The sequence below is a fragment of the Bradyrhizobium sp. SOJA106 genome, from assembly GCF_059448745.1.
Genome location: NZ_CM182549.1, coordinates 5,546,562 through 5,570,588 on the forward strand (window position 1 = coordinate 5,546,562; position 24,027 = coordinate 5,570,588).

Consider the following 24,027-nt stretch of genomic DNA (forward strand, 5'->3'; position numbering starts at 1 on the left):
GTTCCGACAGCATCTTGCCTCCGGAGATTTCAGAGATCATGACGACCGCAAAGACCCTGCTGCAGCTCGCCGGCGCCGACCTCAACCCACCGCGTCTTGGCGAGGCCGCACTGGTGTTGATCGACATCCAGAACGAATATCTCGCAGGGCCCCTCGCCCTGCCCGACGCCAAGCCCGCGATCGCGCGCGCTAGCGCCCTGCTGTCACGCGCCCGCGAGGCCGGCTCCGCCATCATTCACATCGCCCATCGCGGCAAGGCGGGCGGCCTGTTCGACCGCAGCGCCGATCGCGGCGCCATCGTCGCCGAACTGAGCCCCGGTGCCGGCGAGCTGGTGATCGAGAAGGAGCTGCCGAACGCCTTTGCGGGCACCGATCTGCAGGCGCGCCTTGCCGCAACCGACAGGAAGAACATCGTGCTGGCCGGCTTCATGACGCATATGTGCGTCTCCTCCACCGCCCGTGCCGCCCTCGACCTCGGCTTTCGCACCACGATCGATGCTGACGCCTGCGCCACGCGCGACCTGCCCGACGGCTTCGGCGGCACGCTCAACGCCCGGACCATCCACGAGGTCGCGCTCGCCGAGCTATCCGACCGCTTCGCGATCATCGCGCGCGGCGACGCGCTGAGATGATGGAGCAACGCGATGCTGCAACTCTATTTCTCGCCGATGGCCTGCTCGCTCGCGAGCCGGATCGCGCTGATGGAAGCGGGCCTCGAGGCGCGCTATCATCTGGTGCAGCTCCAGACCAAGAAGGTCGTTGACGACGACGGCGATTTCCACAGGATTTCACCGAAAGCCGCGGTGCCGGTGCTGGTGCTGGAGAACGGCGAGCGGCTGACCGAGAGCGCGGCGGTGCTGCAGTACATCGCCGATCTGAAGCCGGAGGCGGGTCTTGCGCCCCGCCCCAGTGAGCCCGACCGCTACCGCCTGCAGGAATGGCTGAGCTTCACCGGCGCCGAGATCCACAAGGCGTTCCTGTTTCCGACCTTCTGGTATCAGGACGACGGCTCGCTGGCGAAGCCGCGGACAAGGATCGTGCAGACGTTGCAGGTGCCGTCAGCGCATCTGACGGAGCGCGAATTCCTGGTCGGCAACAGGTTCACCGTCGCCGATGCGCACCTCGCCTGGGCCTTGCTGCTGCTCCGCCCCGCCGGGATCGACATCGCGCAATGGCCGTCGTTGGCGGCTTATCTTGCGCGCATGCAGGCGCGGCCTGCCATGAAAGAGGCGATCGCGATCGAGATGGCGCTGCGCAAGACGATGACTTGAACGTCCTAAAGCGCATCGCGCTTTGAAAGACCGCTTCGCACTTTGCGCTAACGCGGCCCTCCGGGTCCGGATCAGGCTTTAGTCGACCCGTGCCAGCACCGCGAGCTTGCGGATGCCCTTGTTGCGGTAGGCGTCGAGGAACGCGTAATAGTCCTTGAACGACACGCAGCCGTTGGAGTCGCCGTTCGGCCCAAGCATGAAGGTGTGCGCGAGCAGGCCGTCGCGGCCGTAGATCGCGCTCTCGCCGCCGATCGGGGTCAGGCGCAGCGCCGGCACGCCGTGGAACAGCGCTTCGCGCGGCTTCAGCGTGTAGATGTGCGGCGGCGTCACGCCGCGCATGCGGACTTTCGAGGAGCGCGGATCGTCGAGATTGGAGCCGAGGCCGGAATGCGCCTCGAGCTTGGTGCCATCGGGCAGGTAAACCGTCTTGGCGGTGATGTCGTAGACCGCCGTGTCGCGCTCATAGGGCGGCGCGCCGCCGAACATCGGGTTCTGCTCCTTCGGCGCGATGGCCGCGGTCACGCTGGCATCGGCGGAGGCATAGGCGAGCAGTCCGCCGGACGGTTCACGCTTGCCCCAGAGCTTTTCCACCATCGACTGCCGCGGCCCGGTGATCGACATCACCGCGGCCTTGGCGCGGTCGGCGAACGATTTCGGCTTGGCCTCGGGCGCCGGCACGATCTCGGCCGGATCGGCCGAAGCCAGCTGCATCTGTGCATCCGCGGCGCGCTTGGCCTTCGCGGCATCCGCGGTTTTGGCAGGAGCCGCCGGCTTCAGCGCTTCGGCGACCTTGGCGATCACGCTCTGCTTCGGGGCCTCGGCGACCTTGGTCTCAGGCGCGGCACTGGCCGCATTCGACTCCACGCCTTGCGTGGCAGCCGCGGCGAAGCGCTCGTTGAACATCTCGCGCGAGATCGGAGCTGCGACCTGCAAGCGGTCGGGCAGCAGCGCAAAAGCTTCCTTGATGGCCTCGCCCGCCTCGCGCATCGCGACCTTGGGCGCGCGCTTGATCACGGGCTCGTTGTAACCGGCGCTGCCGACGGACGGGTAGACGCTGGCGGCGAAGATGTTGTTGTAGACGGTCCAGCCGGCAAGCACGACGCAGCCGATCACAGCCGCGCCAAGCACGTTTTGGGTGGTCATTTTCCGGGAAGGCTTCCGATGTGAATGCTTGCCAGAATTGTTGGACTTCCGTGCCGCGTTACTCTGCGCAGCGATACTCGTACTCATTCGCCTTGCGTCCAGGACGGTGTCACTCAGTCCCCCTTCGAAGTGCCGCTGGTCACGATCCGGGAACAGCATCTCGCAGGAGGTCGGAGCGTCATTAAGGCGACTTTTAGTTAAATGCGGATTAAGTTCGGGCAGATATAGGGCAACTCGTTAACGCTGTGCCATTTCGAGAAAAACGCCCGCAGAACTACGGACTTAGGCGCGTCTGTTAACCATAATTCTCGGCCTAATCGGCGCGGTCAGCGGACCTCTTCAGGCCGCCTCTCTAAACGCACCAACCAAGTCCTTTTCGTGGTCTTCAATACCCGCACAATAGCGGAGAAGCGTTGCGCGAGGCTGGTGCGCGCTATCTCGATCTTCGCCTCTCCCGCGCCTGCGGGTGAGGGGAGCCTCCGCGAGTTCAACTCTTACCGCATGCGCGGAAACAGCCCCTCGCCCCACCCTCTCTCCGTGAGAACGGGGAGAGACAGGAGATTGAGTGCTCACACAACACGGCGCCCTGACTGAAAGTTGATCGTGCCGCACTGGAAAATACCGCAGCGAGAAAATAGCTGCGAGAGCGGCACTTTTCAGCAGCCTCTGCGTGTGATACGGTGCCGTATCGAACATCGCCTTGAACTGTGCCAAGCACGCAAAACGGAGGCTGGCATGAGAAGGTTTTCGCGCGCCGGGTTTTTGGCGTTGGCATGGTCGTTCCTGTCGATTGGATCCGCGATTGCACAGCCTGCAGCCCGTGCGGGCTGCAGCGCATCGCCAGCGGCCGCCGGCACGCAAGTCTGGCGTTGCGACAACGGCATCACCATCGTTGCGGAAAATGGCGCCAGATTTGAACTTAAGGACGCCAACCGCGACGGACATATTGACTCCCTGGAGTTGAGCAGCAAGGCGCTGCTGGTCGAGGTGCCCAAGAAACCCGGCGGCAACCCCTTCAAGGTGCTGACGCCGCAGGCGATCGCCGCCGTGCGTGGCACCAAATGGGCGGTCGATGTCGCCGAGGCCAAGACCTCCGTGTTCGTTGCGGATGGCCGTGTCGGCGTGAGCCCCAGGACTCGCGGGCGCGGCGTCGTTTTAGGGCCCGGCGAAGGCGTCGATGTCGAGGCAACCGCTCCGCTGACGGTCAAGACGTGGGGCCAGGCGCGTGTCGACGCGCTGATGGCACGACTCGGACAATAAGGTCCGGACGAAAGGCCTGGGCCGGTAGGGCCGGCAAATGAGATTTGGGACAAGAGAAGATTGCAAAGCGACCGCATGAGTAGCCGACGCGTTCAGATCCTGGTGGCACTCGTTCTCACCGCGCTGTGGGGCGCGGGCATCTATGCTGCTCACGCCAGCGGCCATTTGCAGTTTCTCGACCGGATCGAGGCAACGCTGACCGATCTGCGGACCCAGGTTCGCGGGGTGCAGCATCCGCCCGATCTCGTCACCATCGTCGCGATCGACGACACCGTGATCAAGCGCGGCGGCAGCTATCCGCTGCCGCGCGCCGATCTCGCCCGCGTCGTCGACACCATCGTGCAGTTCAAGCCGAAGGTGGTCGCGATCGACCTGCTGCTGGTCGACCGCAGCGCCGCGATCGGCGATGCCACGCTGGCGAACACGCTCGCCACGGGCCCGATCGTGCTCGCCGCCGCCGCGATCTTCCCGTCCGCCAGCGAGACCGTGGAGTCCGGCAGCGAAGGTCCTCTCGCCGTCCTGCCGCAGGCCGAGCGCTTCCTGCTGCCGCTGCCCGCCTTCGCCAACCATGCCGAGGTCGGCGTCGTCAATGTCGCGACGGGCCAATCCGGCTCGCCGCTGTCGGTGCCAATGCTGTTCCGGACGCGTGACGCGGTCGAGCTGTCGTTCCCGCTGCGCGTGGCGACGCGCGCGCTGGACAAGCCGCTGACGATCGCGCCGGACCATCTCATGCTCGGCGACCGCGCGGTGCCGACCGACACCGACTTTGCGCTGCCGATCACCTATTATGGCCCCCGCCGCACCATCCGCACCGTCAGCGCGCAGAGCATCTTCGACGGCACGCTCGATCGCGCCGCGATCGAGAACCGCATCGTCGTGATCGGCGCCGCGGTCGCCGGCGGCGGCGACTTCTATCCGACGCCGTTCGATTCCCTGATGCCCGGCGTCGAGGTGGTCTCGACCGCGATCACTCATCTCGTCGCCGGCGACGGCATCGTGCGCGACCGCAAGGTCCACATCGCCGACGCGCTCACCGCGATCCTGCTGCCGATGCTGCTGGTCGGCCTGCTCGCCTGGCGGCGCAGCGCGCTCGGCATCATGGCGGCGGCTATCGTGATGATCGCCTGGGCTGGGCTCAATCTGTTCGCGTTCACGCACGGCATCTGGCTGAATGCCGCAACCACGCTCGCCGCCGCGGTGCCGCCGCTTGCGGTGTTTGCCGGCGTGCAGCTGTGGGCGGGCGGCCGCCGCACGCAATATCTCGCCGCCAAGAGCCAGTCGCTGGCGCAATTGCAGGCACCCGCCGTGCAGGAGTGGCTGGCACGCGATCCGAATTTCCTGTTGAAGCCGGTCCGGCAAGACGCGGCGGTTGTCTTTATCGACCTCTCCGGATTCACGACGCTGAGCGAGAAGATCGATCCGGACGAGCTCCAGGATCTGCTGAGGGCATTTCACGCGCTGATCGACAGGGCTGCGGTCGATTGCGGCGGCATGATCACCGGATTCCTTGGCGACGGCGCCATGATCCTGTTCGGCCTGCCCGGCGCGATGCCCGACGATGCGGCGCGCGCGCTGAAGTGCTCGATTGACATCTATCGCAGCGTCGATCGCTGGATCGCTGCGCTGCCATCGGCGATCCGCGGTCAGCTCGGATTCAAGATGGGCGCGCATTTCGGCCCGATCATCGCCTCCCGTCTCGGCGAAAGCCATCAGCACATCACCGCGACGGGCGACACCGTCAATGTCGCGAGCCGCCTGATGGAAGTGGCCGCGCAGAACTGTGCGCGGCTCGCGCTGACCGACACGCTGCTAGATGCGGCCGACTTCCAGGGCGCTCCAGAGGGCATCCTGTCCGGCCCTCTGCTCACTCAGGTGCGCGGCCGTTCCGGCGTCGTGACCGTCTGGTTCTGGCGCGACCGGAACGGGCCGAACCAGATCAGCACCAAGGCCGAGATGATCGACTAAACCGCGATGAGATCGGGATGAATCGTCATCGCACTTTAGGTTGTTGTTTGCGCATGATCTTTCCGGAAAACCGCTTCGCACTTTTCCGGATCATGCTTTAGTGCCGCTGCGCCTTGCGCCTCAGCATCCCAAGCGCCGCGAGCTCTACCGACTAATTCGGCTCGCGTACGAGCCTCTTGAGATAAGCCGCCACGCTCTGGTCGGGGACAGCATCGACGCGCAGCCCTCGCTCGGCCCAGATTTTTCCCCAGAGATGGACGCCCGAAACACGGGGGTCGCTCAAGATCTCGAAGCCGTCCCGGCCTTCGGAGACCAGCAAGTCGATCTCGCAGCCGTCGATCGCATTGAAGGCCGTCGGCGGCAGGATCGACGACCGGAGCTGCTCGTCGTCAGACAGAAGCAGATATTCGCTGAGCAGCAACGGCCCCACCGCGCCGTATTCGACCCGCCGCTCGTTGAAAAGCCGCTGGAGCGACAGGGCATACAGATTGGCCATATGCAACGAGCCCTTGGGCGCGCGCATCACGCCGCCGACGCAGACATGGCCGTTCTCGACTCCCGACCATTGCGTGGAAAACACGTGCTCCGATGCGAAATCCAATGGCTTGAGGAGGACGATGTCCGCATCGAGCCACCACCCGCCGAACTCTTGAAGAACGGCATAGCGGAAGATGTCGCTGAAGTAGCGGACCTCGCTGTGCACGAGGGCATGATGGTAGGTCGACTTCGGCACGACGCTCTCCGCGTCGGTCACCACGATTCCAGGCGGCACGACCGCCTGCATGATGGCTACGTCATCGTAAGTGTACAGCTTGACCGGATGGCCCTGGCGGATCATCGACTGAAGCGAGAGATACGACATCTCGTTCAGCAGCATGTCCGACCAGAAGCAATGAATGGGATCGCGGGCCGCATCCGATCGCGCCAGGTTGCGAAGGTGAGGATTGAATTGCTCCGTCAGGGCATTCCAGCCGCCGCGGCGAGCAGAACGGCATTCCGCCAGGAACGGCATTTTTTGGTAGGCCCGCGCGATCACGAAGCACAGGTCCGCCTGGTTGCCGTGCCCCGCCCTGTTCAAGGCGTGGCCATAGTTCTCCCAGATTGACGGATCGACGGCATCGAGCTCCACCGCGCGCTGAAACGCTTCCAGCGCCTGCTCCTGCATCCCCTTGCCCTGCAGGGCGGCCCCGAACGTCGCAAGATACGTCGCCTTCATCTCGTTCGTGAGGGCGCGGCCGGCCCACTGGATCGCGGCATCGTAGTCGCCGTTGAGCAGCGACACACCGGCCATCAGATGAAGCAAGCCGGCTTGGTTTGCGTCTGCGGCCAGCCCTTCCCGGCAACGCGCTTCGGCCTGTGCAAGCTCGCCCGTCTTCAGGTGCCGCAGGCAGATCTGATAATGTTCATCCCGCGTCAGCGACCGCGGCTCCATCGAGATCTCGTTTGCTGTTGCGAGAGTGCCGTCGTGATAATTCATCGGGGACCTTCCAGATCATGGGACAGCAGGCAGCAACCCGCCTCCCAACTCTTCGGAAAGCTCGCCGCCTTTCGACTATCCGGCCTGTAGCTTGCACGAAGCTTGACACCGCCTTCGCCTCATCGCCGCGCCGCGTGGCGAATCAAAGGGGGCGCTGGTATGGCAGCAAATAGCGACCGGCGCACCTTGTCCGGTCTTTCGATCCGGTCTTCGGTGGAGAGGACGGTCATTTGACCACGAGCAATCAACTGGACGTCCATGTCGCGGCCTATCAAGGCAAGAACATCTACGATTTCGACAACGAAATTCTGCTGACCTGGTATCCGAAACGGATTGCTCACGTCGTCAAGGATCCGCGCTCCGTTCTGGATCTGGGACTGGGCCATGGTTTTGCCACCGAGATTTTCTCGGACCGATGCGCGCGCCATGTCGTTCTCGAAGGCTCTCCCGCCGTCATCCAGAACTTCAAGCTGAAATTTCCGGACAACAGAAGCGAAGTCATCGAAACCTACTTCGAGGAGTTCGATACCGAGGAACGATTCGATCTCATCGTCATGGGGTTCATCCTCGAGCATGTCGACGACCCCCTTTTGATCTTGAAGCGTTTTAGAAAGTTCCTGACAGCTACAGGCAAGCTTTTTGTAGCGGTCCCGAACGCCGAGGTCATGAACCGGAGGGTGGGCCATCTAGCGGGGATGCTGCCCGACATGGAGGCTCTCTCGGAGAACGATCTCCTCCTCGGGCATCAGCGCTACTTTACGGTCAGCTCACTCGCCAAGCTGGTGAGCGATGCCGGTTACAAACTTGAAAAACTGGAAGGTATCTATCTAAAGCCCCTCGCAACCAGCCAGCTCCTGTCGCTGAATCTCGCGGACAACATCATTCGGGCCATGTGCGAGATCGGAATTGACTACCCGGAACTGTCCTGTGGAATGCTGGCCCAGCTCACTCCAGTCGATCCGCCACGATCATGAGAGTCCTGCTCGTTGGGGGGACCTCTTCGCTGGCTCAGACGCTCATCCCGCTTCTTCGTGAACGGTGCGAGCTGCTGACGGCTGGGCGCAAGGGCTGCGATGTCGAACTGGACTTGAGTTCGCGCGACCTTCAAATTCCCGACGGGATCGACTGCGTCGTGAACGTGGCCGCGGCTTTCGGCGGCAGGGAACCGACCGACATCCTGCAAGCGATGGATGTTAACGTGCTTGGTGTGATGAAGCTCTGCCATGCCGCCTCGGAGGCAGGTGCAAAGCACCTCGTGCACATCTCCAGCATTTTTTCGGATCTCGGGAGCGCGTCTCCCTTCTTCGGCGCTTACTCGCTCTCAAAGAGGCACTCGGAAGACGTCGCGCGGTTTTGCAGCCGGGAATTCCACCTGCCGGTCGCGATCCTGAAGCCCTCGCAGATTTATGGTGTGGGACCAGGGTTTCGAAGGCACCAGCCATTCCTGTACGCCATCATGGACAAGGCCCAGGGCCATCAAGACATCAATCTGCTTGGCTCGAACGACCCGTTGCGGAACTTCATTCACGCGCAGGACGTAGCCAAAATCATCTCGGCCGTCATTGCGACGAAGATTGAAGGCACCTACCCTTGCGTGCACCCCGACAATGTCACCTACTCGCAAATTGCGGCGGCGGCCATCTCCGCCTTCGAGAGCAAAAGCAAGGTCACCTTCCTGAGAGACAAGCCTGACATCCCGAGCAATGGCTTTGCTTGTGACGAGACGCTGTTCCGACTGCTCGACTACTTTCCCCGCATCTCCATGGCGCGGGGAATGCAGATGGAAGCGGCGCATCGAAGGCAAGCGTCATGAGAACGATATTGGTCTCCGGCGCCGCGGGAATTGTCGGCTACGGAATCTTGCGCTCCCTGAAAAGATCGAACAACCCGACGAAGCTCATCGGCACGTCGATCTATGCCGACTCGGTGGCATCAGGATTCTGCGACGTCTTTGAACGGGTGCCAAGGACGGATGCGCCGGACTACCTCGATTGCCTTCTCGAGTTGCTGCGCAAGCATCGCGTCGACGTGGCGATCCCCGGCATCGATGCAGACATGTACAAATGGGCGGACCGACTGGCCGAGATTGAATCGACCGGAACCAGGGTCGTCCTGAATTCACCCGACCTGATCTCCAGATGCTCCGACAAATGGGCGTTTTACCAGCGCCAGCTCGAACTGAAGCTGCCCTATGCGATCCCGAGCCATCTGGAAATGGACTTCGACCTTCTCAAAGAGAAATGCGGCCTGCCGTTCCTGCTGAAACCTCGCCGGGGTTTCGGCTCCAAGGGAATCGTGGTGGTCGCAACTGCGGAGCAATTTGCCGGGATTGATCCCGCGACAAGGCCGATCCTGATGGCCCAACCTATCGTCGGACGCGATGACGAGGAATTCACGGTGTCCGCGTTTTGCGATGGCCGTGGGAGCTATTCGGCGATCATGGCGCTTCGACGAAAACTCTCCAAGGACGGGTACACGGAAAAGGCCGAGGTCGTCGATGAGGCGGAGTTTTACGAAGCGGTTCGGGATCTATGTCAGGCGTTCTCTCCCGTCGGACCGACCAACTTTCAGTTTCGCAGGACCGATCACGGCCTGAAGCTGCTCGAGATCAATCCGAGGATCTCCTCGTCCACGTCGATACGCACCGCCTTTGGATATAACGAAGCACTGATGGCGGTTGACATGGCGATCGAGAACCGGATGCCGGTCCAGCCGGACATCAAGCGCGGTCGAGCCGTCCGCTATACGGAGGATCACATCTTCTATGAAGACAGCGTTCATCTCTGACATCCATGGGAATTTCGAGGCGCTGACGGCGGTTCTCGCCGAACTCGACCGCATGCGCGTGACCGAGATCTTCTGCGTCGGCGACGTGGTCGGATACTATTCCCAGGTGAACGAATGCTGCGACGAGCTGAAAAGGCGCGGCATCAAAAGCCTTCTTGGCAACCACGACTGGTACCTGGGCTTTGGCGGCTTTTGCATCCGATCCAAGAGCGTCAACGAATGTCTGGCCTATCAGCGCAAGGTGATCACGCCCGAGAATCTGAACTGGCTAAGGACGTTTCGGGTGCACATGCAAGCGGGGGACGCTCAAGTCGTACATGGCGGATGGTCGGACCCGATCGATGAATACATCAGGGAGCCCGACGAAGCCTATTTTGCGCGACTGCCCGGCAGCATGTTTGTAAGCGGCCATACCCATGTGCAAGGTGTCCATCACTTCGGCGGAAAGACCTATTGCAATCCCGGATCGGTCGGGCAACCGCGCGACGGCGATCCACGCGCGGCGTTCGCAACGTTCGACGGCGAGAGCTTCGAACTGCATCGGGTCGAGTACAACATGCCGAAAGTATTCGAGCTGATGGAAGCCGCAGGCTTCAACGACCACTACTACGGCGGACTGAAGACCGGCGCGAACCGGCTTCGACGGATCGAGGAGTGAGATCAGACCATGCTGCAATGGCAAAAGCTTGGAAAGCTCTTTGACCCCCGCGACCACAAGGATCATCCTTGGATGCGCGAATTCGCGCAATCTCCAAGCGTCCTGATCTTCGACGATGTCGTCAGAGTCTATTTTTGCTCCAGGCCTGCGCCGGACGAGTTCGGCCAATACAAGAGCTACATTGCGTTCATCGAATTGGACCGAAGGACGCCGACGCGGGTGGTTCGGATTTGCAACGAACCGGTGATGAGACTCGGCGGGTGCGGAACCTTTGACGAGTTCGGAACGAATCCGGTGTCGGTGATCCGGCACGACAACCAGATCCGCGCGTATTATGCGGGATGGACGCGATGCGAGTCGGTCCCCTTTAACGCCGCCATCGGCATCGCCATCAGCAAGGACAATGGCGACTCCTTTGAGAGAATTGGCGAAGGACCGGTCCTTTCATACACCCCGGACGAACCGTTTCTCCTCGGAAGCCCGCGGATTCGAAGATTCAACGGCCAATGGTACCTCTGGTACGTCGCAGGCAAGCGGTGGCTGAAGACTTCGGGCAGGCCCGAGCCGGTCTACAAAATTCGGATGGCCACCTCCTCCGACGGATTGAGCTGGCGAAAGGCCGGCCTCGACTTGATCGAAGACAAGCTGGGTAAAGACGAATGCCAGGCGGGCGCCGACGTCATCGAACGGGCGGGCCGTTTTCACATGTTCTATTCCTATCGGCAGAGCCAGAACTACAAAGGCCAGGATGGCGGATATCGCATTGGCTACGCTGTTTCCGAAGATCTCATGAACTGGAACAGGAATGACGACCTCGCGGGAATGGAAGTTTCCGCCGAAGGCTGGGATTCTGAAATGGTGAACTATGGCCACGTGTTCGGTTTGGACGGCGAGACGTACATGATCTATCAGGGAAATGAGATGGGCCGCGCAGGCATCGGTTTGGCTCGCCTGCAGAACTCCCCGGATTGGTTCAAGCCATGAGGTGGAGGAAGCTCGGAAAGATTTTCGATCCCACCGAACATACGCTGCCAAACGATTGCTTGGAGTTTGCCCAGTCGCCGCAAGCGCTGGTTCTGAAGGATCGGGTGCGGGTCTATTTCTCAACTCGTAGACGAGACGAGGTCGGGAAATATCTGAGCCACGTCGCCTATGTGGATTTCGCCAGGAACATGGGCGAGATCCTCGATGTCTGCGACCACACGGTCATAGAGCTCGGCGAGCTCGGAGCCTTCGACGAGCATGGCATTTTCCCCATGCATGTTTTTGATGAGGGCGACAGAGTGCTAGGATTCACCACCGGCTGGAATCGAAAGGCCTCGGTCAGCGCGGATTCATCGATTGGCCTTGCCGTAAGCACGGACGGCGGGCGGACGTTTCAAAAGCACGGACCGGGTCCGGTCATGACCGCCTCTCTGCACGAACCCTTTTTGATCGCCGATTCATTCGTGATGTCGATCGGCGGACTTTACTACATGTGGTATATTTTCGGAACGAGATGGAAATCGTTCTCCGAGACCGACCCACCCGACAGGGTCTACAAGATCGCCTGCGCCACATCCACAGATGCAATCAACTGGCAAAGGAATGCAAAGCAAATCATCGCTGATCGCATCGGCGACGATGAATGCCAGGCCTTGCCGACGGTATTCAGCCGGAATGACGTCTATCATATGTATTTCTGCTTCCGTCCCTGCCATGGCTTCCGGGAAAAAGGCAGGAATAGCTATCGTCTCGGATACGCCTATTCGCAGGACCTGATCAACTGGACGCGCGACGACTCGAAGGCAGGCATAGATCTTTCGCAGGAAGGCTGGGATTCGCAGATGCAATGCTATCCGCATGTTTTCGCCTGCGATGACAGAGTCTACATGCTCTACAATGGAAACGAGTTTGGCAGATTCGGTTTTGGATTGGCCGAATTGGTATAAACGCGGAAGCTTCGAAAGACCCCTTATGTCGCAAATGAGAGACTACAATCGCGAGTTGAACGACACTGGCAACGTGGACAATCAGAAATACGCGTACCAGTTCGATTTCGATGTGATGCAGCCATTCATGATCCGATCCTTTGCGCCCTTCTTCAGAGGCGAAAGTCTTCTCGAATTGGGAAGCTACACCGGCGAATTCACCAAGAGGTTTCTGCCGTTTTTCGAAGATATAACCTGCGTCGAAGCATCGGATGTCGCGATTGCGGAAGCCAAGAGCCGTTTCGGTTCCAGGATTCAGTTCATCAACTCGACATTTGAAACGGTGCAATTGCCGCGGCGATACGACAATATCGTGATGACCCACGTTCTCGAGCATCTTGACGATCCCCAACTTGTCTTGCGCTTGATCAACGAAAAGTGGCTTTCGGAACATGGGAGATTGTTTTTGGCATGCCCGAATGCGCATGCCCCATCGAGGCAGATTGCGGTCAAGATGGGACTGATCTCGCACAACTCCGCCATTACTCCTGCAGAAGCAGAGCACGGCCATCGCATCACCTATTCGTTGGATACGTTGGAGCGGGATGCGGTTGCGGCGGGTCTCAATGTGATCCATCGCTCCGGCGTGTTTTTTAAAGCCTTGGCCAACTTCCAGTGGGATCGCTTGCTGCAGACGGACATCATTTCGGAAGCCTATCTCGAGGGAGCCTACAAATTGGGCCAGCAGTATCCGGATCTCTGCTCGAGCATTTTCTTGGTTTGCGAACCCGGACGACCGAAGGCTTGACGCCGACGGTTTCTCCTCGGCTTAGCGACAGGGCCGGCTCCCGCCATTTACCCAATGGCGGGATTTTTCATGCAGGCGCGCACGCCGCGCGAAAGCGGTCGATCTGCGCTGCAAGCACCGGCTCAGCCAAACAGCCTTCTACATCTGGGAGAGTAAGCGCGGCGGTTCGGGGCAAGCGCCTCCAACCAGGTCGTAGTTGCCGGCTATGGCTTCCCGGAGCTTCGCAACCGAATTGAACATCAGCAGGTCGACAATCGAAAGATACGGCACCTGGGCCTGGCCGAATTGCTCGTAGGGAAACGGCCTCGTTCGGAGAGCCCTAAATTCGATTCCGCGGGCTCCAAAAGCATCTGGATCATAGAGCTCGAGGCCGCCGATCGCGTTGATATATTGTCGTGCCCCCATCGCTTCGCACAATGCAAGGACCTTGTCCTGAAACTTGAGCGAATGGTCGATGGGAATCTCGGACGAGATCTTGAAGGCGGTCTTTAAGCCCAGATGCTCGCAAGTCATGCGCAGCGAATTGAAGATATAGCGAAACAGATTGGGGTCCTGAAAACCGACAACCTCTTCCAGAAGCGGAAAGGTCTCCTTGAAGAAAGGCGCGCTGCGATAGACTCCCCGCCATTGGTTGAGCAGCTTTGCACGATCGAAATCGGCCGCCAATTCTCTGTCACGAATATCCAGGGCATCGGAATCCTTCTTCAACGAAAGTGAAAACAGGACGTCCTTTCCGTTGACCAGCATCCGGTTGCGGTTGATCCATCCCTTCTTGGTATATTTGATGTTGTCGTAGACGACAAACACATCGACCGCAGCAATGAGCTGATAGTAGCCGATGTAGGGAAGAAAATACGGCTGCATGATCGCGAGTTTCATTTTGTGCAACGCCCTGCCACCTGAAGAAGCTCATTCGCAAACTTCGCCCGCCACCGCCGAATCCATATTGGGGTCAACCGGCAGGCAAGCCGCCCGCCGAGCCGCGCAAAACGCACTCAGGCAATGATGATCGGCTCTCGATCTGCGGTCATCAGCTCTGCACCCGCGTAAAGGTGATGTGCATCGGGCGCCAAGTCCTAACCCGAAATCTTACCCCCAAGTCCGCGCGGCACTCGGGACATGACTTAGAGTCGTTGAGGTCGCATTATTGTTGCGGGGCACTACAAGGGGCGCCAAACAAGCATACGCCTTGACGAAGCGATAGATGCTGTTGCCCATCATATCGGCCCCCATCGTCGTCACTGCGCGGTTGCCAAGTGCCTCGATGGTCACCAGCCGATTGTCCATCGGGAGCCAATACGGATACATTCTCCGCGCTCCTGCAGGGGATAACACGTACCCGCCCGGCCCAAAACAGCAGTTCAACCTGAAGGCCGCAACCTGGGACGTCGCTCGCTGGAAAGCGGCGTCGCTCACGTCATCCGGGCGCTGCGGCCGAAAGATCATCATCGACTTCATGCCTGGCGCCAGCTCGATATCGAGTACCGAGTCCGTATTGCAGCCAAGTACCAGAATATCCCAGTCGCCAAGGGACGGAAGAAGCGTCTCCAGGCGCGCGAGAATGTCGTGACGGATCGTGCAATCGTCCTCAAACACGAGGGCCGGCTCATCCTGCTCGGCGACCATCTTCCATATCCGCGACATCGAGGCGGTACCACCGACGGCGCCCGGGGCGAACCGCGAACCGGGAGCGACGATCCCCATCGCCATGACTTCCTCCTCGGTCAATTTCAATCCGTCAACCGCTGGGAAACGTTCGAAGGCGATTCCGCAGCCTTCATTCCGTTTCAGGAATCTTTCGAACTTCTCCGGCTGGCGATCGAGATTGACGACGAAGTTCTTCATTTTTTTCAACCGTGGCGTTAAGGCGGATGCCGATGCGATCCATTAGCCAGCAGTCGCCCCTGATTCGCCATACCCGCACCATTCCAAATGTGCGTGTTTTCGGAAAACCCGCGCGGCGCGGCATGCTTCGCGCAAGCTAGGGACGATATCGGTGACCAGTAGACATCGTGGACTCGATATGACTGACGCTGCCGCCATGCATGACATTGGGTGACGTGGCGTTCAGCCTAGAACTCGGGCTTTCATGGCCTTGCAACGCGTTGCGAATAGGATTACGAATGCGAACCGTTCTGGTTACCGGGGGTGCAGGGTTTATCGGTGCAAATCTGATTCACTACCTCATGGAGAAGTATCCCCTCGACAGGATCCTTGTCCTTGACGCGCTGACCTACGCGGGCGCCGTCGAAAATCTTCCGTCCGATATGGTTCGCTCGCACGACTCCCGCGGGGTGCTCTGGTACGGCGATGTTTGCAATGCCGCGCTGGTCGACACGCTTGTGGCAGAAGCCGATGTGGTGATCCATCTTGCGGCAGAGACCCACGTCACGCGCTCGATTCACGATAGCCTCCAGTTTTTTCAAACTGACGTGCTCGGAACTCAGACGCTTGCGAATGCGGTCGCCAGGTTCGGACGCAACATCAAACGCTTTGTCCATGTCTCGACGTCCGAGGTTTATGGAAATGCGGTCAGGGACATGATGGATGAAGATCATCCGCTGAATCCGATGAGCCCTTACGCAAGCGCCAAATGCGGTGCCGACCGGCTGATCTATTCCTATTGGGCTACCTACAATATCCCCGTTGTGATCGTTCGGCCTTTCAACAATTTCGGCCCGATGCAGCACCTCGAAAAGCTCGTTCCTCGCTTTATCACGAGCGCGATGCTCGACGAACCGCTGACGGTTCATGGCGGCGGCTGCGCGGCGCGCGATTTTGTCTACGTCGAGGATACCTGCCGCGCGATCGATCTTGTCCTTCAGGCCCCCGACGATCTCGTCCATGGCGAAGTCTTCAATGTCGCGACCGGCCAACACCGCACGATCAACGAGATCGCCCACGACATCATATCCAAGATGAATTATTCGCCCGCGAAGATCGAATTTGTCGGCGACCGGCCCGGGCAGGTCGTGAGGCATACCGGTGATTGGTCAAAGATCAATCGCGTGCTCGGCTGGAAACCAAGCTTTAGTTGGCAGGATGGCCTCAACCGGACGATCGATTGGTATCGCGAGAATACGGAGCGGTGGTCGCGGCAGCTTTGGCTACGGAGAATCCCGATCACGTCGGCGGCAGGAAAGAAAGAGTATCACTAGTCGACCTGCCTCCCTGTTTGGCTGTGTTTGCAGGGGAAGTTGCCTCAACTGCGAGTGCATCAAACCCGCAGCGGCTTAGAATGTGCATGGTTGCCGCGAGCTGATGTCGGTCGCGAGTACCCGTGGCGTCGGCATGTCACATCACCATGGAGCCAAAGTTGCAGGACTATATCGGTATTCGTCGTAGACTGGAGGGGGCTGACGCGGTGGTGCCTGAATTTCCGATGCCCCGGGCACAAAATCCTCTCAACATCGTGCGTCCAGGCTTTCCAAAAACAGAGCAGTTCCTGGCCGCCTTTGAGACGGCGCTGGAAACCGGCCAGGTCGCGAACAATTCCCGTTGGGTCGTCGAATTTGAGCGACGTTTGAGCGAATATCTGGGTGTCCCCTCCCTCGTCTTCTGCAATGGTCAGATCGGGTTGATGGCCATGCTGCGGGGCGCTGGAGTCACCTCTGGCGAAGTGATCGTGCCGTCATTCACGTTCTGCGCCACACCTCATGCTGTCGAATGGGTGGGCGCCGAACCGGTCTTCGCGGATATCCTTGACGATCTGACCATGCGCCTCGACCCGCAGGACGTGGAGCGCAGGATTACGGATCGCACCGTCGCCATCCTTGCCGTCGACGCCTACGGAGTAGCCAGCGACTACGCTTCGCTCGCCGACATCGCCAGGCGCCATAAGCTCAAATTTCTTGTCGATGGCGCGCCCTCGTTCGGCACCCGCGTCAATGGCCAGCCGGTCGGGAGATTCGCGGACGCGCAGATGTTCAGCTTCCACGCCACCAAGACCTTCTCGACGATGGAGGGCGGATGCGTCTGCAGCGACGATCCGGAATTGCTCGCCCGCGTCAAAGCGATACGCAACTTCGGGCAAATCGACAGTTCCGATTGTGGTGAGCCGGGCCTGAACGGCAAGATGCTGGAAATATCGGCCCTCATCGGCATCGAGCAGCTCAAGACGTTCGAGCTCGCCGTTGCGACACGCCGTCGGGCCGTCGAGCGCATGCGCCGCGGGCTTTCCGAAATTCCCGGCCTGCTGGTGGGGCGAGAGCCCGCAGGTGTAGAGGCGAACTGGCTATTCCTGCCGGTGGTTGTCGACGCCGAGCAGTTCGGACTCGATCGTGAAGCGCTGGCATCGGCGCTCGAGAAATGTAACGTCTTCGTCCGGAAGTATTACAGCCCGCCATGCCACCACATGACGGCTTACAGGACTCAGAACGACGTGAAATTGGACGTCACGGAGCGAACTGCCTACAACGTGATTGCGCTGCCCGTTTATAATGACATGACCGATGACGAGTGCGATCTCATCGTCGCCGCCCTGCAGTACGTGCACCAATCGTCCCGTGGCGCGAACAAGCCTTAAGCACAAGAGAAAATAGACGTCATCCCGAACATGATCGCTCAAGGCACAAGTTCAGGCCGCGGCGAGCGGTCCAGCGCGTCGCCCCTGGCGCCTTCGAGCAGATCGATGCCGTAGGTTTCGACGACGAGCGGCCCGCGCTTGCGTTGCAATTGCGCAACCCGTGTCACCCGCGCGAACAGGTCGTTGAGAGCGGGATGGTCGCCTTCGCGCAGCTCATCGACGAAGAGCAGCTTGCCGGCCAGCAGCTTTGGATCGGGCTCGCCCATGTTGACCCAGCGAATGCGCTGGTTCTGCTGCGCCACGCAGGTGCCGCGCGGCAGGTAGAAGGCGAGCCAGCTCGTCGTGCCGTAGTCGGGCGCGAGCACGCAGGCGGCGCCGGTGCGGACGCGCACCGCCTCGATCTCGGCCGCAAGCTCGCGCCAGCCGACGCCGACGCTGCGCACGGTCGCATCGCGTCGATAGCCGGACAGCCAGCCGGTGTTGGCCTGCACGATGAGCGCGGCAAACATCACGATGCCGGCCGGCGCGGCCCAGCGCAGGCAGAAATCCACCAGGCGCCGCTGGCGCGGCGGCCACTGCACGAGATTGGCGGCTGCCGCCGCGGCGACGACGAAAGGCGGATAGACCGGCGCGAACCAGTTGGCCTCGACGCGGGCGTGCAGTGAGTGCCAGACGAAATAGACGACGATGGTCCAGAACATCGTCTCGATCAGCACGCGCGAGGCCAGCGCGCCGGCCCGGCGCCAGGTCAGTGCGTGTAGTCCCATCGCGCCAAGGATGAAGACCAGTGGGGTGGCGAATGCGATCTGGGTCGGGATCAGCTCGGCGATGAAGACGGGGCGGAAGTCCTCGATTTTGGCGCGGCCGAGCTGCTTTGCGAACGAGACCCACTGATGGTCGGCGTTCCAGAGGATCACCGGCGAGAACAGCGCGAGCGCAACGAGGCCGCCGAGATAGGGCCACGGCGAGAGGAACCAGCGCCGCAGCTTCGGCACCGCAGCGAGCCAGATCAGGATCGCCGCGCCAAAGAACATCGCGGTGTACTTTGACAGCAGCGCCGCGCCGACCGCGGCACCGACGGCAAGCCACCAGACGCCGCGGCCGGTCTCCAGCACTTTTGCGAGGAAGAACAGCACGAAGCTGGAGGCCACCAGCAGCGGCGCATCCGGCGTGACGATCAGCGTACCGACCGAGGCCATCATAGTCACGTTGAGCAGGATGGCACTGGTCGCCGCCACGCGCGCCCCGCCGAACAGGATCGCGGCGGAGCGATAGATCGCATAGCTCATCGGCAGCGCGAGCAGGATCGAGACCAGACGGACGCCGAGCTCGGTGTCGCGGGCAATCATGGTGCCGGCACGGATCACAAAGGCAACCATCGGCGGGTGGTCGTAATAACCGCCGGCCAGGCTCTTCGACCACATCCAGTAATAGGCTTCGTCAAAGGTGATCGGCGTGAACGCCGCCGCGACGAGGCGCAAGGCGACCAGCGCGACGATCACCAGCGCGGTGTTGCGGACGATCCGCGCGTCTGCCCCGCCCATCTTGCGCTATTTCTTGCGCCAGACGAACAGTCCGGACATCGCGTAGTTCCAAACCACGCCCATCAGCGCACCGGCCATGCCGGCCAGCCACCAGATCGGCTCCTGGTCGTAGACCGAGAAGGCGACGCCGACGTTGGCGAGCAGCCCGACGCTGCACACGATGTAGAACGCGATCAGGCCGCGCAGCAGCGCAAAGCCCTTCAGCCGCTGGTCGCGATAGGTGAGGAAGTTGTTGAGGACGAAGTTGCTGGTCATGGCGACGATGGCGCCGGCGGCCTGCGCCTCCGCGAACGGCGCCTTGAACAGCTGAAGGGCGATGAACAGGGTGGTGAGATGCACCACGAGACCGATGCCGCCGACCATGGCGAACAGGATGAAGCGCAGCGAGACGATGTCGTTGGTGAGCTTGGCCAGCAGGAGACCGAGGAAGTCGAGGGCGACCATGGAATCGAGCTTGCTCTCGCCATGCTGGCGGGCACCGAAGGTGTAGGGAACCTCGACGGTGCGCAAGCCGCCTTGCGCGCTTGCGACGACGTCGAGCAGGATCTTGAAGCCGTGCACCGACAGTTTCGGCGCGAGCTGCTCGAAACGGTCGCGGCGCATCATGAAGAAGCCGCTCATGGGATCGGCGATCTCGACCCGCAGCATCTTCCTGGCGAGCTCGGTCGCCAGCGCGCTGGCGCCGGCGCGCTGCTTGTTGAAGCCTTCGCTCTTGTAACCCTCGATGTAGCGGCTGCCGACGACGAGCTCGGCCTGGTCGCTCGCGAGCAGCAGCAGCATCTTCGGCAGCTGCGTCTCGTCGTGCTGGAGGTCGGCGTCGATCACGGCCACATAGGGCGCGCTGGAGGCCAGGATACCCTCAATGCAGGCGCCGGACAGGCCGCGGCGGCCGATGCGGCGGACACAGCGCACGCGGCTGTCGCGCTGGGCCAGCGCGCGCACGACGTCCCAGGTGCCGTCGGGTGAATTGTCATCGACGAACACGACCTCCCAGAGGACGTTGGCGAGGGTCGCCTCGAGCCGCCGGTACAGCACCGTGACGTTGTCGCGCTCGTTGAAGGTCGGGACGATGACCGACAGTTCCGGCGCCTCGTGAGCCTGTGGCGGGCTGTCGATGCCCGGTCTGATCGCTTCATTCATGACGGCAGCGTATATCCGCCGCGTCCTGCGCTGCCAAGCCGGGGTTTTCTCTGGGACTGGGCCCGAAGGGGCCCCAAAATGCCAACGACCCCGGAACGGCGGACCGCGCGTACATCCGGCGCAGGCCCAAGCTATTCCAAGGTCGTCCCAGCGCCGGAGTTTTCGCTCAACGTCGCCGTTAAATACTAGATAGGAACGACAAACCGGCTTCGCAAGGGGCGAAAGGGTTGATTTTCCGCCCTATTGGTTGGGGACTTCCTTGATCACCGGGCCGCGCGGCGCGGGCGCGGCGGGGGCTGCGGGTGCCGCCGGGGCAGGCTCGACCTTCGCCGGCTTGGGCGGCTTGCCGTACTGGCCGATCGGCCCGAGGACGACGGCGACCGCAAGCACGATCGCCGCGACGATCGCGCCCAGAATGCCCCCCACCGACTCAGACGACATGGGACCCTTCCCTGTTCCAGATGCAGTGAGTGATACCACGGATGCGCGCTGCACCGAAAGGCCCCGGGGCGAATAGCGATAGGCGCACCGCGAGGAGCGATTCGCCACTCCCCTATTTCGCGGGCGCGCGGCGCTTGACGAAGGCCGTCACGATATCCTTCTGCGCCGACTCGACCGCCCTGTTCGCGGTGGCGAGATGCGCGGCGGAATCGATGCCCGGGTATTGCGTCGTGAGATAGTCGAGTAGCGCTACCCGGTAGTACTGCCGCTCCGACGGACAGGCGCCGGCAACCGAGCGGCCAAAATCCTGTTCCGACAGGCCCTGATTGCTGTCGCGCGAGTACTCCCGCGCCAGACAATGCCAATAATCGTCTCGGCCCTGCTGGGCGAGCTTCTGTGCGCTCTTTGCGTCGTCGTCATCCGCGATGGCCGAAGATGTCATGGCAGGAGAAGTCATGATGACGAGCGCCGTTCCCACCACCAGCATCCGCATCTTGATCTCCTTTTCGCGGGTCACCTCGCAAGCTTAGACCGGAGGCGGCAACTGGCCAATCACATCTGGTTTGATTAGGATTGAGGTCCCTTCCCGTCGATGCGAGATCCCTCCCGTGGCCAAAGCGAAAACCGCGTCCAAAAAATCCGGCAACATCTTCATCGGCATCGGCGGCTGGACCTTCGAGCCCTGGCGCGGCGTGTTCTATCCGGAGAAGCTGGCGCAGGCGAAGGAGCTGTCCTACGCCGCCTCGAAGCTGACCTCGATCGAGATCAACGGCACTTATTATGGCTCGCAGAAGCCGGAGAGCTTTCGCAAATGGGCGAGCGAAGTCCCCGACGGATTCGTCTTCTCGGTGAAGGGGCCGCGCTTCGCCACCAATCGCCGTGTGCTCGCGGAAGCCGGCGATTCCATTAAGCGGTTCTACGATTCCGGCGTGCTGGAGCTCGGCGACCGATTCGGGCCGGTGCTCTGGCAGTTCGCGCCGACGAAGAAGTTCGACGGCGCCGATTTCGGCAAGTTCCTGGAGCTGCTGCCGCGCAAGCTCGACGGCCGCGCGCTGCGCCATGTCGTCGAGGTCCGCCACGACAGCTTTTGCACGCCTGACTTCATCGCGCTGATCCGCGAGTTCGAGACGCCGGTAGTGTTCGCCGAGCACGGCAAATATCCGGCAATCGCCGATGTCGCCAGCGACTTCGTCTATGCGCGGCTGCAAAAGGGCAACGACGAGATCAAGACCTGCTATCCGCCGAAGCAGCTCGATGCCTGGGCCGAACGCTTTCAGGCCTGGGCCTCCGGCAGTGAACCCGATGACCTGCCAAAGGTTGACAAGGCCAAGCCAAAGAAGGAGCCGCGCGACGTGTTCGCCTATGTCATCCACGAGGGCAAGGTCCGCGCGCCGCACGGCGCCATGGAACTCATCGCGCGCGTGAGCTGAGCGGGCTACCGCCTATGACACTCTCAGTTAAGGCCACGGAAGCTTCCACAGCGTCATGGGGGACAAGCCCGGGCATGACGACCTCCCGTGTCGTGACCTGAGGTGTCTCATGGCCAAAGCGAAGAAGCTCTTCACCATCGGTTATGAGCAGACGCCGCCCAAGGCGGTGCTGGACGAGCTGGAGCAGGCCGGCGTCAAGCTCGTGGTCGACGTGCGCGCGGTCACCTCATCGCGCCGGCCGGGCTTTTCCAAGAAGCAGCTCGCTGCCGGCTTAGACGAGCGCGGCATTGCCTATGTCCATCTCGCAGCGCTCGGCACGCCCAAGGAAGGGCGCCTTGCCGCGCGCAGCGGGCAATATGACGTGCTGGAGAAGATCTTCTCGAAGCACCTGAAGGCGCCTGAAGCCAGGGAAGCGATGGACGAGCTTTCGGCTCTGGTGAAGAAGGCCGGGCCCGTCTGCCTGCTCTGCTACGAGCGCGATCACACCCACTGCCACCGCCAGATGATCGCCGAGATCATCGAGGCGCGCGATGGAGTGGCGGTGAAAAATTTGGCTGGACGGCAAGTCTGATTGTCGTTCCGGGCAGCCCGCAGGGCTGAACCCGGAACCTCGAGATTCCGGGCTCAGCGCTTCGCGCTGCCCCGGAATGACAACCTACCCCTCCCCCGCCAGCTTGAACGTCCCCTCCATCATCTGCACGCAGCTGCCGCCGACATGGGCGGAGACGATCTTGCCGTCCCGCTTGCGCACACGCGTCCGGAGGATGCTGGGCCGCCCCATGTCAAAGCCCTGGCCGATGGTGAGCTTCAATTCGCCATCACGAATGGGATCGAGATCGGCGAACAGCGCCGCGGCGGCGACCGTGGCGCTGCCGGTGGCGGGGTCTTCGACGAGACCGGAGGCGCCGCGCATGAACATGCGCGCCTGCCGTTCGCAGGGCGCCTCCGCTGGCGGCACGTCGCACGTATAGAGCCACACAGAGCGGGCACCGTCGCGCGGCAAGACCTTGCTGTAGGCCACAGCATCGGGCCGGGCCCGCTTGAGCGCCTCGCGCGAATGCAGCTCCATCACCAGGAACGCGTTTCCGACGGTGACGACGTGCGGTGCGTGGTTGTCGGTCTTGATGTCATCCGCACTCAGCGAGATGCAGCTCGCGGCCTCAGCCGGTGACAACGGCGCATACCGCGCCAGGGGCTGCGGGGCGGTGAGCTCGGTCCTGATCACCCGACCCTGCTCTCGTACGATCTCGACCGGCACGAGACCGGCCTTCTCCTCGAACAGCAGGCGCGGCTTCGGCTCCTTTGCCATCGAGGCCAGCACGAAGGCGGTGCCGACATTGGGATGGCCGGCAAAGGCGATCTCCTGCACCGGCGTGAAGATACGCACCTCGGCGTCATTGGCCTTGTCGCGCGGCGGCAGCACGAATGTCGTCTCGGAATAGTTGAACTCGGTCGCGATCGCCTGCATCTGCGCGGTCGACAGGCCGCCGGCGTCGAGCACCACGGCGAGCTGGTTGCCGCCGAAGGCGCGGTCGGTGAACACGTCGACGGTGATGTAGCGGCGCTGCATCGTCACTTCCCCATGCAAGTCGCGGCCACGACAGGCCGCATCGCGCGGCAGTCTACAGGCCTACGACATCGTCCGTCATGTCCCAAAATTCGGAGCAA

Annotated in this window: 24 protein-coding genes; 15 read left to right on the plus strand and 9 right to left on the minus strand. The window is 61.6% G+C overall.

Translation table 11 applies throughout. The features are described 5' to 3' along the window. Positions 1-38 precede the first annotated feature (38 nt). Both AC5V87_RS26110 and AC5V87_RS26115 read left to right on the plus strand, forming a co-directional pair. Positions 39-632, plus strand: a complete 594-nt coding sequence (locus AC5V87_RS26110) for a cysteine hydrolase family protein (protein WP_495368132.1) — start codon at positions 39-41, stop codon at positions 630-632. Positions 633-644: 12 nt separating this feature from the next. Next, positions 645-1,271, plus strand: coding sequence for a glutathione binding-like protein (locus AC5V87_RS26115; RefSeq protein WP_495368133.1), 627 nt, complete (start codon positions 645-647; stop codon positions 1,269-1,271). 78 nt (positions 1,272-1,349) lie between these two features. On the opposite strand, the gene AC5V87_RS26120 is transcribed toward AC5V87_RS26115, so the two are convergent. Beyond that, positions 1,350-2,414, minus strand: coding sequence for a DUF2778 domain-containing protein (locus tag AC5V87_RS26120; RefSeq protein ID WP_495368134.1), 1,065 nt, complete (start codon positions 2,412-2,414; stop codon positions 1,350-1,352). Between the two features lie 735 nt (positions 2,415-3,149). Between AC5V87_RS26120 and AC5V87_RS26125 the strand changes: the two genes are divergently transcribed. Further along, on the plus strand, positions 3,150-3,674 hold the full coding sequence (locus AC5V87_RS26125; protein WP_495368135.1) for a FecR domain-containing protein: 525 nt from the start codon (positions 3,150-3,152) through the stop codon (positions 3,672-3,674). Between the two features lie 75 nt (positions 3,675-3,749). Continuing rightward, positions 3,750-5,639: a CHASE2 domain-containing protein gene (locus AC5V87_RS26130; protein ID WP_495368136.1), complete on the plus strand. Its 1,890-nt coding sequence runs from the start codon at positions 3,750-3,752 to the stop codon at positions 5,637-5,639. Positions 5,640-5,790: 151 nt separating this feature from the next. Here the strand turns inward: AC5V87_RS26130 and AC5V87_RS26135 are convergent, their stop codons facing one another. Then, entirely contained in the window at positions 5,791-7,116 is a 1,326-nt protein-coding gene (locus AC5V87_RS26135; RefSeq protein WP_495368137.1) for a tetratricopeptide repeat protein, read from the minus strand. A 230-nt stretch (positions 7,117-7,346) separates the two neighbouring features. On the opposite strand from AC5V87_RS26135, the gene AC5V87_RS26140 reads away from it, so the two are divergent. The 7 genes from AC5V87_RS26140 to AC5V87_RS26170 all read left to right on the plus strand — a co-directional run bounded on the left by AC5V87_RS26140 (position 7,347) and on the right by AC5V87_RS26170 (position 13,279). After that, positions 7,347-8,090 (plus strand): class I SAM-dependent methyltransferase, encoded by a 744-nt coding sequence (locus AC5V87_RS26140; RefSeq protein ID WP_456837717.1) that lies wholly within the window; start codon positions 7,347-7,349, stop codon positions 8,088-8,090. Next, complete coding sequence (locus tag AC5V87_RS26145; RefSeq protein ID WP_456837716.1) at positions 8,087-8,929, plus strand: NAD-dependent epimerase/dehydratase family protein; 843 nt, start codon at positions 8,087-8,089, stop codon at positions 8,927-8,929. Before AC5V87_RS26140 ends, AC5V87_RS26145 begins: the two co-directional genes overlap by 4 nt. Positions 8,930-8,937: 8 nt before the next feature. After that, on the plus strand, positions 8,938-9,903 hold the full coding sequence (locus tag AC5V87_RS26150; protein ID WP_495368138.1) for an ATP-grasp domain-containing protein: 966 nt from the start codon (positions 8,938-8,940) through the stop codon (positions 9,901-9,903). Beyond that, a complete protein-coding gene (locus tag AC5V87_RS26155) occupies positions 9,881-10,561 on the plus strand; it encodes a metallophosphoesterase family protein (RefSeq protein WP_495368139.1) in 681 nt (226 codons plus the stop codon). The genes AC5V87_RS26150 and AC5V87_RS26155 overlap by 23 nt, the downstream gene beginning before the upstream one ends. Positions 10,562-10,570: 9 nt before the next feature. After that, positions 10,571-11,545 (plus strand): glycoside hydrolase family protein, encoded by a 975-nt coding sequence (locus tag AC5V87_RS26160; protein WP_495368140.1) that lies wholly within the window; start codon positions 10,571-10,573, stop codon positions 11,543-11,545. Then, positions 11,542-12,492, plus strand: a complete 951-nt coding sequence (locus AC5V87_RS26165) for a glycoside hydrolase family protein (protein ID WP_495368141.1) — start codon at positions 11,542-11,544, stop codon at positions 12,490-12,492. Before AC5V87_RS26160 ends, AC5V87_RS26165 begins: the two co-directional genes overlap by 4 nt. 73 nt (positions 12,493-12,565) lie before the next feature. Continuing rightward, positions 12,566-13,279 (plus strand): class I SAM-dependent methyltransferase, encoded by a 714-nt coding sequence (locus AC5V87_RS26170; RefSeq protein ID WP_495368142.1) that lies wholly within the window; start codon positions 12,566-12,568, stop codon positions 13,277-13,279. A 138-nt stretch (positions 13,280-13,417) separates the two neighbouring features. On the opposite strand, the gene AC5V87_RS26175 is transcribed toward AC5V87_RS26170, so the two are convergent. Then, positions 13,418-14,158 (minus strand): WbqC family protein, encoded by a 741-nt coding sequence (locus tag AC5V87_RS26175; RefSeq protein ID WP_495368143.1) that lies wholly within the window; start codon positions 14,156-14,158, stop codon positions 13,418-13,420. Positions 14,159-14,368: 210 nt separating this feature from the next. Then, positions 14,369-15,124 carry a glycosyltransferase family 25 protein gene (locus AC5V87_RS26180; protein WP_456837709.1) on the minus strand — a complete coding sequence of 252 codons (756 nt, stop codon included), beginning with the start codon at positions 15,122-15,124 and terminating at the stop codon, positions 14,369-14,371. 278 nt (positions 15,125-15,402) lie between these two features. On the opposite strand from AC5V87_RS26180, the gene AC5V87_RS26185 reads away from it, so the two are divergent. Further along, positions 15,403-16,437: a dTDP-glucose 4,6-dehydratase gene (locus AC5V87_RS26185; protein WP_495368144.1), complete on the plus strand. Its 1,035-nt coding sequence runs from the start codon at positions 15,403-15,405 to the stop codon at positions 16,435-16,437. Between the two features lie 158 nt (positions 16,438-16,595). Then, on the plus strand, positions 16,596-17,804 hold the full coding sequence (locus AC5V87_RS26190) for a DegT/DnrJ/EryC1/StrS family aminotransferase (protein WP_495368145.1): 1,209 nt from the start codon (positions 16,596-16,598) through the stop codon (positions 17,802-17,804). A 38-nt stretch (positions 17,805-17,842) separates the two neighbouring features. On the opposite strand, the gene AC5V87_RS26195 is transcribed toward AC5V87_RS26190, so the two are convergent. The 4 genes from AC5V87_RS26195 to AC5V87_RS26210 form a co-directional block, all read right to left on the minus strand. Beyond that, a complete protein-coding gene (locus AC5V87_RS26195) occupies positions 17,843-19,348 on the minus strand; it encodes a glycosyltransferase family 39 protein (protein ID WP_495368146.1) in 1,506 nt (501 codons plus the stop codon). A gap of 6 nt (positions 19,349-19,354) precedes the next feature. After that, positions 19,355-20,488: a glycosyltransferase family 2 protein gene (locus AC5V87_RS26200; protein ID WP_495368147.1), complete on the minus strand. Its 1,134-nt coding sequence runs from the start codon at positions 20,486-20,488 to the stop codon at positions 19,355-19,357. 240 nt (positions 20,489-20,728) lie between these two features. After that, positions 20,729-20,929, minus strand: a complete 201-nt coding sequence (locus AC5V87_RS26205) for a hypothetical protein (RefSeq protein WP_283086044.1) — start codon at positions 20,927-20,929, stop codon at positions 20,729-20,731. A 112-nt stretch (positions 20,930-21,041) separates the two neighbouring features. Next, positions 21,042-21,422, minus strand: coding sequence for a hypothetical protein (locus AC5V87_RS26210; RefSeq protein ID WP_495368148.1), 381 nt, complete (start codon positions 21,420-21,422; stop codon positions 21,042-21,044). A gap of 115 nt (positions 21,423-21,537) precedes the next feature. Here AC5V87_RS26210 and AC5V87_RS26215 point away from each other — a divergent pair, with 115 nt between their 5' ends. Beyond that, complete coding sequence (locus AC5V87_RS26215; RefSeq protein ID WP_495368149.1) at positions 21,538-22,359, plus strand: DUF72 domain-containing protein; 822 nt, start codon at positions 21,538-21,540, stop codon at positions 22,357-22,359. Between the two features lie 109 nt (positions 22,360-22,468). Then, positions 22,469-22,930 (plus strand): DUF488 domain-containing protein, encoded by a 462-nt coding sequence (locus AC5V87_RS26220; protein ID WP_456837702.1) that lies wholly within the window; start codon positions 22,469-22,471, stop codon positions 22,928-22,930. 84 nt (positions 22,931-23,014) lie between these two features. Here AC5V87_RS26220 and AC5V87_RS26225 read toward each other — a convergent pair whose 3' ends face one another. Next, a complete protein-coding gene (locus AC5V87_RS26225) occupies positions 23,015-23,929 on the minus strand; it encodes a PhzF family phenazine biosynthesis protein (RefSeq protein ID WP_456837701.1) in 915 nt (304 codons plus the stop codon). Positions 23,930-24,027: the final 98 nt, after the last annotated feature.

Excerpts from the sequence above, each read along its gene's own strand:
- AC5V87_RS26205 (WP_283086044.1), bottom strand. The coding sequence starts at position 20,929 with ATGTCGTCTGAGTCGGTGGGGGGCATTCTGGGCGCGATCGTCGCGGCG.
- AC5V87_RS26135 (WP_495368137.1), bottom strand. The coding sequence starts at position 7,116 with ATGAATTATCACGACGGCACTCTCGCAACAGCAAACGAGATCTCGATG.
- AC5V87_RS26180 (WP_456837709.1), bottom strand. The coding sequence starts at position 15,124 with ATGAAGAACTTCGTCGTCAATCTCGATCGCCAGCCGGAGAAGTTCGAA.
- AC5V87_RS26195 (WP_495368146.1), bottom strand. The coding sequence starts at position 19,348 with ATGGGCGGGGCAGACGCGCGGATCGTCCGCAACACCGCGCTGGTGATC.
- AC5V87_RS26160 (WP_495368140.1), top strand. The coding sequence starts at position 10,571 with ATGCTGCAATGGCAAAAGCTTGGAAAGCTCTTTGACCCCCGCGACCAC.
- AC5V87_RS26145 (WP_456837716.1), top strand. The coding sequence starts at position 8,087 with ATGAGAGTCCTGCTCGTTGGGGGGACCTCTTCGCTGGCTCAGACGCTC.
- AC5V87_RS26165 (WP_495368141.1), top strand. The coding sequence starts at position 11,542 with ATGAGGTGGAGGAAGCTCGGAAAGATTTTCGATCCCACCGAACATACG.
- AC5V87_RS26185 (WP_495368144.1), top strand. The coding sequence starts at position 15,403 with ATGCGAACCGTTCTGGTTACCGGGGGTGCAGGGTTTATCGGTGCAAAT.
- AC5V87_RS26155 (WP_495368139.1), top strand. The coding sequence starts at position 9,881 with ATGAAGACAGCGTTCATCTCTGACATCCATGGGAATTTCGAGGCGCTG.
- AC5V87_RS26175 (WP_495368143.1), bottom strand. The coding sequence starts at position 14,158 with ATGAAACTCGCGATCATGCAGCCGTATTTTCTTCCCTACATCGGCTAC.
- AC5V87_RS26200 (WP_495368147.1), bottom strand. The coding sequence starts at position 20,488 with ATGAATGAAGCGATCAGACCGGGCATCGACAGCCCGCCACAGGCTCAC.
- AC5V87_RS26220 (WP_456837702.1), top strand. The coding sequence starts at position 22,469 with ATGGCCAAAGCGAAGAAGCTCTTCACCATCGGTTATGAGCAGACGCCG.
- AC5V87_RS26210 (WP_495368148.1), bottom strand. The coding sequence starts at position 21,422 with ATGCGGATGCTGGTGGTGGGAACGGCGCTCGTCATCATGACTTCTCCT.
- AC5V87_RS26120 (WP_495368134.1), bottom strand. The coding sequence starts at position 2,414 with ATGACCACCCAAAACGTGCTTGGCGCGGCTGTGATCGGCTGCGTCGTG.
- AC5V87_RS26130 (WP_495368136.1), top strand. The coding sequence starts at position 3,750 with ATGAGTAGCCGACGCGTTCAGATCCTGGTGGCACTCGTTCTCACCGCG.
- AC5V87_RS26225 (WP_456837701.1), bottom strand. The coding sequence starts at position 23,929 with ATGCAGCGCCGCTACATCACCGTCGACGTGTTCACCGACCGCGCCTTC.
- AC5V87_RS26110 (WP_495368132.1), top strand. The coding sequence starts at position 39 with ATGACGACCGCAAAGACCCTGCTGCAGCTCGCCGGCGCCGACCTCAAC.
- AC5V87_RS26115 (WP_495368133.1), top strand. The coding sequence starts at position 645 with ATGCTGCAACTCTATTTCTCGCCGATGGCCTGCTCGCTCGCGAGCCGG.
- AC5V87_RS26125 (WP_495368135.1), top strand. The coding sequence starts at position 3,150 with ATGAGAAGGTTTTCGCGCGCCGGGTTTTTGGCGTTGGCATGGTCGTTC.